The 10,953-nt window shown below is 60.1% G+C and carries 11 protein-coding genes; 5 read left to right on the forward strand and 6 right to left on the reverse strand.

Going from position 1 to position 10,953, the window contains the following annotated elements:
- Positions 1 to 13 precede the first annotated feature (13 nt).
- From rbfA to QIT27_RS14665, 5 genes are all read left to right on the forward strand, one after another.
- A complete protein-coding gene (gene rbfA / locus QIT27_RS14645; protein WP_159340801.1) occupies positions 14 to 427 on the forward strand; it encodes a 30S ribosome-binding factor RbfA in 414 nt (137 codons plus the stop codon).
- Complete coding sequence (gene truB / locus QIT27_RS14650) at positions 427 to 1,347, forward strand: tRNA pseudouridine(55) synthase TruB (RefSeq protein ID WP_285264221.1); 921 nt, start codon at positions 427 to 429, stop codon at positions 1,345 to 1,347. The genes rbfA and truB overlap by 1 nt, the downstream gene beginning before the upstream one ends.
- A 106-nt stretch (positions 1,348 to 1,453) precedes the next feature.
- Positions 1,454 to 1,723, forward strand: coding sequence for a 30S ribosomal protein S15 (gene rpsO, locus QIT27_RS14655; RefSeq protein ID WP_009723734.1), 270 nt, complete (start codon positions 1,454 to 1,456; stop codon positions 1,721 to 1,723).
- A gap of 137 nt (positions 1,724 to 1,860) precedes the next feature.
- Positions 1,861 to 4,026, forward strand: coding sequence for a polyribonucleotide nucleotidyltransferase (gene pnp / locus QIT27_RS14660; protein WP_285264222.1), 2,166 nt, complete (start codon positions 1,861 to 1,863; stop codon positions 4,024 to 4,026).
- Positions 4,027 to 4,115: 89 nt separating this feature from the next.
- Positions 4,116 to 5,285, forward strand: a complete 1,170-nt coding sequence (locus QIT27_RS14665; protein ID WP_159340804.1) for an MFS transporter — start codon at positions 4,116 to 4,118, stop codon at positions 5,283 to 5,285.
- 64 nt (positions 5,286 to 5,349) lie between these two features.
- Here the strand turns inward: QIT27_RS14665 and QIT27_RS14670 are convergent, their stop codons facing one another.
- From QIT27_RS14670 to pcnB, 6 genes are all read right to left on the reverse strand, one after another.
- Positions 5,350 to 6,528 carry an acetyl-CoA C-acetyltransferase gene (locus QIT27_RS14670; protein ID WP_285264223.1) on the reverse strand — a complete coding sequence of 393 codons (1,179 nt, stop codon included), beginning with the start codon at positions 6,526 to 6,528 and terminating at the stop codon, positions 5,350 to 5,352.
- A gap of 201 nt (positions 6,529 to 6,729) precedes the next feature.
- The gene (panD, locus tag QIT27_RS14675; RefSeq protein ID WP_058578292.1) at positions 6,730 to 7,110 is read right to left on the reverse strand and encodes an aspartate 1-decarboxylase; all 381 of its coding nucleotides are present in this window, start codon (positions 7,108 to 7,110) and stop codon (positions 6,730 to 6,732) included.
- Between the two features lie 33 nt (positions 7,111 to 7,143).
- Complete coding sequence (panC, locus tag QIT27_RS14680) at positions 7,144 to 8,004, reverse strand: pantoate--beta-alanine ligase (protein ID WP_285264224.1); 861 nt, start codon at positions 8,002 to 8,004, stop codon at positions 7,144 to 7,146.
- Between the two features lie 48 nt (positions 8,005 to 8,052).
- Positions 8,053 to 8,844, reverse strand: a complete 792-nt coding sequence (gene panB / locus QIT27_RS14685) for a 3-methyl-2-oxobutanoate hydroxymethyltransferase (protein ID WP_285264225.1) — start codon at positions 8,842 to 8,844, stop codon at positions 8,053 to 8,055.
- Between the two features lie 156 nt (positions 8,845 to 9,000).
- Positions 9,001 to 9,528, reverse strand: coding sequence for a 2-amino-4-hydroxy-6-hydroxymethyldihydropteridine diphosphokinase (gene folK, locus QIT27_RS14690; protein ID WP_285264226.1), 528 nt, complete (start codon positions 9,526 to 9,528; stop codon positions 9,001 to 9,003).
- Complete coding sequence (gene pcnB / locus QIT27_RS14695) at positions 9,521 to 10,909, reverse strand: polynucleotide adenylyltransferase PcnB (protein WP_159340809.1); 1,389 nt, start codon at positions 10,907 to 10,909, stop codon at positions 9,521 to 9,523. The genes folK and pcnB overlap by 8 nt, the downstream gene beginning before the upstream one ends.
- Positions 10,910 to 10,953: the final 44 nt, after the last annotated feature.

Raw genomic sequence — 10,953 nt, forward strand, 5'->3', positions numbered from 1 at the left:
GCGAGGAGCAACCATGCGCGAATTTAAGCGTACCGACCGAGTAGCCGACCAGCTCCAAAAGGAGCTGGCGGTACTGATCCAACGCGAAGTGAAAGACCCGCGCTTGGGCATGGTCACGGTGAGCGGAGCAACCGTCAGTCGTGACCTTGGCTACGCCGATATCTACGTCACCCTGCTGGGTGAACAGGATCCCGAGCGTATCAAGGAGAACCTGCAGGTACTGAAACGTGCAGCAGGGTTTCTGAGAAGCCAAATCGCCCAGCGCATCAAGCTGCGTCACGTACCCGAGCTGCGCTTTCATTTCGATGAAAGCGTGGTGCGCGGCCAGCACCTCTCATCGCTGATCGACGAAGCGGTCTCATCTGACCGTGCCCGTCAAGCGGAAGACGAGGGCGGCAGTGAAGAGCAAGGTGAGGAGACGCGCTAATGGCCCGTCGCCGTCGCGGATTGCCGGTCAATGGCGTGGTGCTGCTGGATAAGCCGAAAGGCCTCTCCAGCAATCACGCGCTGCAGCGTGTGCGCCGTCTGTTCGACGCGCAAAAAGCCGGGCATACCGGCACGTTGGACCCGATGGCGACAGGCTTGCTGCCTATCTGCCTGGGAGAGGCCACCAAGTTTTCCGCGCACCTGCTGGAAGCCGACAAGATGTATCGCACCCGGGTCGAACTGGGGGTGATCACCGACACCGGCGATGCTGAAGGCACGGTGCTGGAGCGTCGCGAGGTGCCAAGCCTTGCGGTCGAGGACATCGAATCCGTCTTGACGCGTTTTCGCGGTGAGATCGATCAGGTGCCCCCCATGTACTCGGCGCTCAAGCATCAGGGCAAAAAGCTCTACGAGTTGGCCCGCGAGGGGAAACAGGTTGAGCGTGCAGCGCGGCGGGTAAGCGTGTATGATGCGCGCCTGCTTTCGTTCGAGGGCACGGCGTTCGAGCTGGAAGTCAGCTGCAGCAAAGGCACGTACATCCGCACGTTGGCGGAAGACATTGGCCACGCGCTGGGCTGTGGTGCCCATATCAGCCAGCTACGTCGGCTCAAAACCGGGCCGTTCGATGGCGATGCGATGTGGACACTCGAGGCGCTGGAAGCCCTCGTCAGCCAAGCCGACCGCGAGGCAGAACTGATGCCCGTGGACGTGCTGGTCGATCACCTGCCGTCGCTTAGCGTCGATGACACTTCGTTTGGCCGACTGGCCCACGGGCAGTCAGCCACGCTCGCCATCGATGACCTGGCCCCCGATGCGTTGGCACGACTTTATTACGCCGAGACGTTTATCGGCCTTGGCGTTGTAAAAGGGCCGCAGGAAGTGGCCCCCAAGCGGCTGTTAAGTACGGTCGCTATCTCGTAAAGCGTTGCAAGGATGTGGCGATTTGCGCGAAAATAGTCGCCTGAGACTGCAAATATGCGTGGTCTCACCCATTCATTTTTAGGCATATTGCTTACTGGAGAGACAGATGGCATTAACCGCTGAGAAAAAGGCCGAGATCGTCAACGAATACGGCCGCGGCGATAACGATACCGGTTCCCCTGAAGTTCAGGTTGCACTGCTGAGCGCCAACATCAACGGCCTGCAGGACCACTTCAAGACCAACAAGCAGGATCACCACTCTCGTCGTGGTCTGATCCGCATGGTAAACCAGCGTCGTAAGCTGCTGGACTACCTGAAGCGTAAAGATTTCGAACGCTATCAGTCTCTGATTCAGCGTCTGGGTCTGCGCCGCTAAGTTCTTAACGGCCATGATCTAAAACGGGCAGCTCCTTGTGGGCTGCCCGTTTTTTTGTTTCTGGTAGCCGTACGGCGCGTCAACGCCTAGAATGGTGGCGAGTCAAACGACCCAAGCGAAAAGACAAGTAGCTATTAATGTTAAAGGAAGTAGCCGTGAATCCGGTCAAAAAAACGTTCCAATACGGTCGCAGCACCGTCACCCTCGAAACTGGGCGTATCGCTCGCCAAGCCACTGGTGCCGTGATGGTCACCATGGACGAAACCGTCGTGCTGTGTACGGTGGTGGCGAAGAAAGACGTCAACCCAGGCCAGCCCTTTTTCCCGCTCTCGGTACACTACCAAGAGAAAACCTACGCTGTGGGTAAAATCCCCGGTGGTTTCTTCAAGCGTGAAGGCCGCCCGACGGAGAAAGAGACCCTCACGTCGCGTTTGATCGACCGTCCGATTCGCCCGCTGTTTCCTAAAGGTTTCATGAACGAAGTGCAGGTCATCTGTACCGTTCTCTCCACCGACCGTAACCACGATCCGGATATCGCGGCCATGCTGGGCACCTCGGCAGCGCTGAGTATTTCTGGCGTACCGTTCAATGGCCCGATTGGTGCCGCCCGCGTTGGCTTCAACGAAGAGCAAGGCTACTTCCTGAACCCCACCGTTGAAGAGCTGACGACCTCCGAGTTGGACATGGTCGTGGCCGGTACCGAAAACGCCGTGCTGATGGTGGAGTCCGAAGCGCAAGAGTTGCTCGAAGACGAAATGCTGGGTGCCGTACTGTTTGGCCACCAGGAGATGCAAGTCGCGGTCAACGCCATCAAAGAGCTGACCGCTGAAGCCGGTAAGCCGCGCTGGGAGTGGCAGGCACCGGCAGAAAACGTGGCGCTGAAAACGGCCATGGCCGATGCCTTTGAAGCCAAAGTGGGCGAGGCTTATCGCATCACCGACAAGATGGCCCGCCAAGATGCACTCGCGGCGCTGAAAGACGACGCCGTCGAGCAGTTGGCGGCCGCGGAAGGCGAAGAGGAAGCGGAAGGCAAGTTCAGCAAGGATGACGTGAAAGGCGCGTTCGCAGCGCTTGAGAAGCGTGTGGTGCGTTCCCGCGTGGTCAAGGGCGAGCCGCGTATCGATGGCCGCGACAACGTCACCGTGCGTCCGCTGAACATCGAAGTCGGCGTGCTGCCGAAAACTCACGGTTCGGCCATCTTCACCCGTGGTGAAACCCAGGCGATTGCCGTGGCGACACTGGGTACACTGCGTGATTCGCAGCTGATCGAGTCGCTGGAAGGCGAGCGTAAAGACCGCTTCATGCTGCACTACAATTTCCCTCCCTACTCGGTGGGTGAAGCTGGCTTCATGGGTGGCCCGAAGCGTCGCGAAATCGGTCACGGCCGTTTGGCGCGTCGCGGTGTCCAAGCGATGCTGCCGTCTGAAGAAGAGTTCCCCTACACCATTCGTGTGGTGTCGGAAATCACCGAATCCAACGGCTCTAGCTCCATGGCGTCCGTGTGTGGCTCCTCGCTGGCGTTGATGGATGCGGGCGTTCCGCTGAAAGCCCCGGTGGCGGGTATTGCCATGGGCCTCGTCAAAGACGAAGACGGCTACGCGGTGCTGACCGATATCCTGGGTGACGAAGACCACCTGGGTGACATGGACTTCAAAGTGGCCGGTTCTGAAGAAGGCGTCACTGCCCTGCAGATGGACATCAAGATCGAGGGCATCAACGAAGAGATCATGGAGACTGCGCTGCAGCAGGCCCACGAGGCGCGCATCGGTATCCTGGCGCAGATGAACGCCGTGATCAGCCAGAGCCGTAACGAGGTGTCGGAAAACGCCCCCTCCATGGCGACGATCAAAATCGATCCGGACAAGATTCGCGACGTCATCGGCAAGGGCGGCGCCACCATCCGCAAGATTTGCGAAGACACCGGCGCATCGATCGATCTTGATGACGATGGCACCGTTCGCATCTACGCCGAAGACAAAGCTGCTGCCAAGAAAGCGATCGATACCGTACTGGCGATCACCGCCGAAGCGGAAATCGGCAAGCTGTACAAAGGCAAGGTCGTACGTATCGCCGACTTTGGTGCGTTCGTGAACATCATGCCGGGAACCGATGGCCTAGTGCACATCTCGCAAATCGTCCAGGAGCGCGTCAATAACGTGCGCGACTTCCTGAACGAAGGCGACGATGTCATCGTGAAGGTGCTGGATATCGACAACCGCAACCGCGTGAAGCTCTCGATCAAAGAGATCACCGAAGAAGAGAAAGCAGCGTTTGAAGCTGCCGAGGCGGACGTCGCTAGCTAACTAGCGCTCAGCGTAGGATTCACCGCCCCCGCAGCCCTTGGCTGTGGGGGCGGTGTCGTTTTGATAGGTCAGGAATGCGAGGACATAGCATGGAGCAGCAGGAATCGCCGCGTTGGTGGGCGGTGGTGGCCGTGATGATCGGCATTTTTTTGTTGGTGACCGCAGAGCAACTACCTATCGGCTTGCTCTCTCAGGTGGCAGAGTCGATGGGCGTGACCCCGGGTATGGCAGGGTTGATGGTGACGGTGCCCGGCGTCGTGGCGGCGTTTTCAGCGCCGCTGCTGCCGGTGGCGGTAGGGCGTCTCGATCGCCGTATCATGCTGACGCTGATGATGGCAGTGATGGTGCTGGGCAGCGTGCTCTCCGCCATGGCCAGCAACTTTGCCCTACTTTTGGCGGCGCGAGTGTTGGTGGGGATCAGTATCGGCGGTTTTTGGGCCATTGCGGGCAGTATTGCGCCACGCCTGGTGCCTAGCGATCAGGTATCGCGGGCCATGACCATCATTTTTGGCGGCGTGGCGGCGGCCTCGGTGCTCGGCGTACCGTTGGGCACGCTGCTGGGTGATATCAGTAACTGGCGCGTGGCCTTTGGTGCCTTGGGGGGCTTGAGTTTGCTCACGGCGTTGGCGCTTTGGCGCTGGCTACCGCCACTGCCGCCCCGAGAGCCGGTGCGGCTTCGGGTGCTGGCGCAACAGCTAAAGAATCGTGGCGTGCGGGTAGCCGTGTTGACCACGGGGTTTGTCGTGGTTGGCCACTTTGCGGCCTACACCTTCATTAGTCCTATTTTGCAAGAGATCAGTGGGGTCGCGCAGCGCCATGTCGGAAGCCTGCTGCTGCTGTACGGTGCGTCGGGAATTTTGGGCAATATCGTTGCGGGGATGTTTGCTGGCCGTCACCCGTACCGTGCGGTGCTCGCGATTCCTAGCGTACTGCTGGTGGTCGTGGCGATCTTCCCGGTGGTAGGCGTAGAGCCGACTAGTGGCGTGCTGCTGTTAATGCTGTGGGGCGCTGTATTTGGCAGCGTATCAGTGAGTATTCAGACGTGGATTCTACGCACGGCGCCCAACACGGAAGCCGCCACGGCGTTAATGGCGTTCGTCTTCAACATGTCGATTGGCCTTGGGGCCATGGTAGGTGGTCAAGTGGTCGATGGCACTAGTCTACCGGTGACGATGTGGGTCGCCTCGGGATTGTTCCTCATGGGCGTGCTATTGGTATGGCGAACGCCGTCGCGCATCGTTGGTGAAAAGCGCCGCTAATACGCGGTAGGCAAAAAAAGCCCCCACCATGGCGGGGGCACGCTTTAGCAAGGCACAGCGGGCGTTACGGACGCTCGATGGCCAGGGCAACCCCTTGGCCGCCGCCAATACATAGCGTCGCCAAGCCTTTTTTGGCATCGCGAGCAATCATTTCGTGGAGTAGGGTCACCAGCACGCGGCAGCCCGACGCACCGATGGGGTGACCTAGCGCGATGGCGCCGCCGTTGACGTTCACCTTCGACGTGTCCCAGCCCAGCTCTTTATTGACCGACAGCGCTTGAGCAGCGAAGGCTTCGTTGGCTTCGACGAGGTCTAGGTCATCCAGGCTCCAGCCCGCTTTTTCCAGGCATCGACGGGTGGCAGGGGCCGGTCCGATCCCCATGATGGCCGGGTCGACGCCTGCGTTGGAGTAGGCGGCAATGCGGGCTAGGGGCTCCAAGCCAAGCTCTTTGGCTTTTTCCGCCGAGCAGAGCATAACCACGGCCGCGCCGTCGTTCAGCGACGAGGCGTTACCCGCCGTCACGGTGCCGTCTTTCTTGAACGCAGGACGCATGCCAGCCAGCTTGTCTGCCGTGACTTCGCGAGGGTTTTCGTCGGTATCGAACACCACCGGGTCGCCTTTACGCTGCGGCACCTCGACCGGCACGATCTGGCCTTTGAATTTACCCTCTTTGATGGCGGCAGCGGCTTTTTGCTGGGACGCGGCGGCAAAGTCGTCCATCTCTTCCCGGGTGATGCCGTACTTCTCTGCTAGATTTTCGGCAGTAATGCCCATGTGGTAGTTATTGAAAGCATCCCACAAGCCGTCGTGCACCATGGAGTCGATAGCTTTCCAATCGCCCATGCGCTGGCCGTTGCGCGAGTTCGGCAGGATGTGTGGAGAGGCGGACATGTTCTCCTGGCCACCGGCCAGCACGATCTCGGCATCGCCGCAGCGGATGGCTTGGGTCGCCAGATGCAGCGCTTTCAAACCCGATCCACACACTTTATTGATCGTCATGGCCGGGACGGTGTCTGGCAGGCCTGCCTTGATGGCTGCTTGGCGCGCCGGGTTTTGGCCAACGCCTGCGGTCAGCACCTGGCCCAGCAGCACTTCGTCGATCTGCTCCGGCGCAACGCCGGTGGAAGCGATAATGTCTTTGATGACCAGCGCACCCAAATCGCTAGCTGGAATCCCGGCGAGTGAACCCCCAAAACTACCTACAGCGGTGCGGCGAGCCGCCACAATGACCACGTCTTGCATACAATAACTCCTTGAGTAAGTGTCGCATCGTTCCTACGGCAGATAGACGTGTCGCCTATCCATTGTTGTTAGCGTCGTTATTAGCGTGTCGTGTCAGGCTTGGCTATCAGCATAGGGGAAGGTTGTGCATTGCGGCAATACGCTTTTAACGCCAATAAAAAACGGGCCGATCAACGGCCCGTTCTTAGCGCGTCAGTTGGCTTACGCCAGCTGTACCGGAATGGCGTTACTGGTATGGCTGACGTGGTTGCCTTCCTGTAGATACACCAGCGCGGGCTGATGATTCTCCAGCTCGGCCTCCGAGTAGTGCGCATAGCTGCAAATGATGATGCGATGCCCCGGCGAGGCCAAGTGCGCTGCCGCGCCGTTGATCGAGATCAGGCGCGATCCCTCTTCGCCACGGATGGCGTAGGTGGTGAAGCGCTCGCCGTTCTCGACGTTGTAAATCTGGATCTGTTCGTTTTCGCGGATACCGGCCATATCCAGCAGGTCGCCGTCGATGGCGCACGAGCCTTCGTAGTTGAGAACGGCATGGGTAACGCGGGCCATGTGCAGCTTGGCTTTTAGCATGATGGTGTGCATGGAAACTCCTGAGTAACGGGCAAGCCTTGCAGGCTAGCGACGAGCAGCGCTGGGTAGCTGCACGCTGAGATTGTCAATGAGCCGGGCAGGACCGAGCTTGGCGGCGGCGAGCAGTACGGCATGACGCGTAGTATCGGTGACCGGGCCAAGGGTAGCATCCCTGAGTTCGAGGTAATCCGGCGTAAAGCCGGCATCATACAGCGCCGTTTTACCCCGGTGTAGTACCTGTTCGGCGGATTCCCCTCGTGCCAGCGCATCACGCAGTTCGCACAGCGTTTTGTAGAGCATCGGCGCCGTGGCGCGCTCCTGCGCGCTGAGATAGCCGTTGCGGGACGAAAGGGCCAAGCCATCGTCGGCGCGCACGATCGGCACGCCGATGATCTCGATGGGCATGTGCAGGTCGGCCACCAGCTTACGAATCACCGCCAGTTGCTGATAATCCTTTTCACCAAAGCAGGCGACGTCCGGCTGCACCAGGTTGAATAGCATGCTCACCACGGTGGAGACGCCGTCGAAGTGGCCGGGGCGCGAGCCACCGCAAAGCCCGTCGCCGACCTCGGGTACGTGGACACGGGTTTGCGCATCCAAGCCGTTGGGGTAAAGGGCGCTCACCGTGGGGGCAAACAGCAGGTCACAGCCGGCGTCGGTGAGCTGGCGCTGGTCGGCGTCGAACGTGCGCGGATAAGCGTCTAGATCTTCACCTGGGCCAAACTGCATGGGATTGACGAACAGGCTAGACACCACCACGTCGGCGTGCTGGCGGGCGGTGGCGATCAAAGCCAGATGGCCAGCATGCAGGTTGCCCATGGTCGGTACCAGCGCAATGCGCTGGCCCTTTTGGCGATAGTCGCGCAGCGTGGCGCGAAGCTCGGATATGTCTCGCAAAGTGCGCATAGTGAAGTCGCTGTTGCTCACTGAAAAACGGTTACGTAAAGCAGTTACTTAAAAACAGTGCTCTGGAGCGGGGAACGCTCGGGACTTGACCGCTTCATGGTACTGCTCGAAAGCACCCTGAATGGAGCTCGCCTCCGCCATGAAGTTCTTCACGAAGCGCGGTGTGCGGCCGTGGGTAACGCCCAGCACGTCGTGCATCACGAGAATTTGGCCGTCGGTATCCGGGCCTGCGCCGATCCCAATGACCGGCACGTCCAGCGCTTCGGTCACTGCTTTGCCCAAGCTGGCGGGCACGCACTCCAGCAGAATCACCGAGGCGCCTGCCTCGACCAGCACTGTCGCATCGTGGATGATCTGCTCGGCTTGCGCCGCTTCGCGGCCCTGCACTTTATAGCCACCCAGTTGGTAAACGGTTTGCGGCGTCAAACCCAAATGGGCGCACACCGGTACACCGCGGCGCGTCAGTTCGCGAATGCCGTCGGCCATCCACGCTTCGCCCTCTACCTTGACCAGTTCCGCGCCTACTCGCATGAGCGCCGCGCCATCTTCTAAAAGGCGTTCGGTGGTGGCATTGCTCATGAACGGTAGGTCGACCATCAGCAAGCTGTGGCCTTTGCCGCGTGCGGCACAGCGGGTGTGGTAACAAATGTCATCGATGGTTACGGGCAAGGTGCTGCTGTGCCCCTGTAACACCATTCCCAGGGAGTCGCCTACCAGCAGGACATCGATACCCGCGGCGCTAGCAGCATGGGCAAAGGAGGCATCGTAAGCAGTCAGGCAGCTGAACGTTTCACCGGCGCGTTTATACGCCTGCAGGGTGCTCAGGGTGACGGTTTTCATGGCGTGCTCTCATTCAAACGTTATGGGGCCGATGCGGCGAGTGCGCACGAGGCGCCTGCGCTCTGCTCGGCCATTATTATCGCAGCGTCCCTGCCTGCGCGATGTGGCGTAACCGGCAATTGTTACCTGATTGGGGGCGTGGTGTCGAGATTTGTGTCAGATGGTAGCAGTGGCGGTGACATCGGTAGCACTTAAGTGCCGAATATCGCTCGTATTGAGGCGCGACAGCCACGCTTCGAGCGGTTGCTGGTGCAGCGTGATGGGCTGCTGAAGCGCCGTGGCGACCTCTGCCAGCGGTACGAGTACGAAAGCGCGGGCGTGCATCTGCCCATGAGGTACGGTCAAGCGGGGGTGCTGCAGGATATGTTCGCCGTAAAGCAGCACATCTAGGTCCAGCGTGCGTGGCCCCCAGTGGCGTAACCGCCGCCGCCGATGGCGCTGCTCCAGCGCCTGTAGCTGGTCGAGGAGCGCCAGCGGCGATAGACGTGTCTCCAAACAGGCGACGGCATTGATGAAGTCCGGCTGATCTTGAGGGCCGATGGGCGCCGTGGCGTAGAGCGACGAACTGGCCACTTGCCGTGACAACGGCAAGGCGGCCAATTCCTGGAGCGCCTGCTGCACCTGCCCAATGGGATTCTCTAAGTTGCTGCCAAGGCCGATATAGCAACGAACGGCGTTATTCACTGTTTGCCTTCCGCGGTTTGCGGCGCTTTTTACGACGGCGGTCGCCTTGGCTGGCCGGGTCGCTGCCAACCTTTTGCAACAGGCGACGCTGTTCGTGATCGTCGCCTTTCTGGAAGGCATCCCACCAGTCGCCAAGGCCGCGAGGAATTTCGCCCGCCTGCTCACGTAGTATCAGCAGGTCAAAGGCGGCGCGAAAGCGCGGATGTTCACGGGTTTGGAACGCGCGCTTGCCCCGGCGCATCGGCAGGCGTGCCTGCAGCTCCCAAATTTCGCGCATGGGGATGCCAAACCGTTTGGGAATGGAGGTGTGCTGAAGCTGGCGCGATACGACCTGCTGAGCGGCGGTTTGTAGGGCGGGCACGGCAGGCATGCCCTCGCGCTCGAGCTCGGCCTGACGATGCACCACGGGAGCCCATAAAAAAGCCGCCAGCAGGAAGGCGGGCGTGACCGGGCGGTCGTCGGCAATGCGCTTGTCGGTATTGGCGAGCGCCTGCTCGATGAGTTCCTCTGCCCAGGCGGCGTCGGCCATGGCCTCTTCCGCTTCTGGAAAGAGCATGCCAAACAGGTTGTAGTGGCTCAGCAGGCGGAAAGTGATTAGCCCGTGGCCGGACATGAAGAGTTTGAGCACTTCATCGAACAGGCGTGCTGGCGGAATTTGCAGCAGCAGCGGCGCGAGGTCGTACATGGGCGCTTCGGTGGCAGGCTCGATGGTGAAGTCGAGCTTGGCCGCGAAGCGAACCGCGCGCAGCATCCGTACCGGGTCTTCACGGTAGCGGGTCGCGGGGTCGCCAATCAGCCGCAGCGTGCGTGATTCGATGTCCCGCGCCCCGTTGGCAAAATCATGGATCGTGAAATCGGCAATGTTGTAGTAGAGCGCATTGACCGTGAAGTCGCGGCGCAGCGCGTCCTCTTCGATATTGCCCCATACGTTGTCCCGCAGCAGCAGGCCATCGTCCGACTGGTGAGCGATATGGTCGCCGTGCTCGTCCTGGGGTTTACCACGGAAGGTGGTTACCTCGATGACTTCGCGGCCAAAGCGCACGTGAACGATGCGGAAACGGCGGCCAATCAGGCGTGAGTTGCGAAATAGGTCGCGCACCTGCTCGGGCGTTGCGTTGGTGGCAACATCGAAGTCTTTCGGCATTTTGCCCAGCAGTGCGTCGCGAATGCAGCCACCGACAAGATAGGCATCGAAACCAGCCCCATTGAGGCGGTACAGCACCTTGAGCGCGGCTTCACTGATTTGCTGACGAGAAACGGGATGCTCGGAGCGCGGAATAATACGAGGGCTGGGCGCATCGGAGGCGCTCTCTGGGGAATCGAGCAGGGATTTCAAGTGCTCTCCCGGACTATGTAATAAACGGGTAAATCCTTTAAACATGCGGCGATGTCGACTCGCAGTGTAGCGAAAACGGGTTCGAAAAA

Origin of the sequence: Halomonas sp. LC1 (assembly GCF_030247125.1) — a bacterium.
GTDB lineage: Bacteria > Pseudomonadota > Gammaproteobacteria > Pseudomonadales > Halomonadaceae > Vreelandella.

Bases quoted from the DNA above. Each gene is read 5' to 3' on its own strand.
- rbfA (WP_159340801.1), top strand. From the start codon at position 14: ATGCGCGAATTTAAGCGTACCGACCGAGTAGCCGACCAGCTCCAAAAG.
- truB (WP_285264221.1), top strand. From the start codon at position 427: ATGGCCCGTCGCCGTCGCGGATTGCCGGTCAATGGCGTGGTGCTGCTG.
- rpsO (WP_009723734.1), top strand. From the start codon at position 1,454: ATGGCATTAACCGCTGAGAAAAAGGCCGAGATCGTCAACGAATACGGC.
- pnp (WP_285264222.1), top strand. From the start codon at position 1,861: ATGTTAAAGGAAGTAGCCGTGAATCCGGTCAAAAAAACGTTCCAATAC.
- QIT27_RS14665 (WP_159340804.1), top strand. From the start codon at position 4,116: ATGGAGCAGCAGGAATCGCCGCGTTGGTGGGCGGTGGTGGCCGTGATG.
- QIT27_RS14670 (WP_285264223.1), bottom strand. From the start codon at position 6,528: ATGCAAGACGTGGTCATTGTGGCGGCTCGCCGCACCGCTGTAGGTAGT.
- panD (WP_058578292.1), bottom strand. From the start codon at position 7,110: ATGCACACCATCATGCTAAAAGCCAAGCTGCACATGGCCCGCGTTACC.
- panC (WP_285264224.1), bottom strand. From the start codon at position 8,004: ATGCGCACTTTGCGAGACATATCCGAGCTTCGCGCCACGCTGCGCGAC.
- panB (WP_285264225.1), bottom strand. From the start codon at position 8,844: ATGAAAACCGTCACCCTGAGCACCCTGCAGGCGTATAAACGCGCCGGT.
- pcnB (WP_159340809.1), bottom strand. From the start codon at position 10,909: ATGTTTAAAGGATTTACCCGTTTATTACATAGTCCGGGAGAGCACTTG.